We start from the raw sequence: 265 nt of genomic DNA on the forward strand, positions 1-265 counted from the left end.
ATGAATCTGATATTAAGACATTAAATACTTATTCTCATACAGTAATAATATATATAGGATTAACTAACATTATTTCTGTAATTAAAACAACTAGTAATTCAACAGTAGTATTAGCATTAAATATTATATTACTTTTTTCTAAATTATATAAAGATGTTATATATATTTCATCTAAATTTATACCTACAACATTAAAAATATTCTTTACAACTCTACCTTTATTACTTTCTACAATATTTTAATTTTTAAAAGCTTCTTTTTCAAC

At 18.5% G+C, this 265-nt stretch carries 1 protein-coding gene; it reads left to right on the forward strand.

Translation table 11 applies throughout. From position 1 onward, the window contains the following. Positions 1 to 242, forward strand: a 242-nt coding sequence (locus AYC60_RS09020; protein WP_197416963.1) for a hypothetical protein, incomplete at its 5' end; no start/stop codon positions are given. Positions 243 to 265 lie beyond the last annotated feature (23 nt).

The organism is Streptobacillus felis, assembly GCF_001559775.1.
Taxonomy (GTDB): domain Bacteria; phylum Fusobacteriota; class Fusobacteriia; order Fusobacteriales; family Leptotrichiaceae; genus Streptobacillus; species Streptobacillus felis.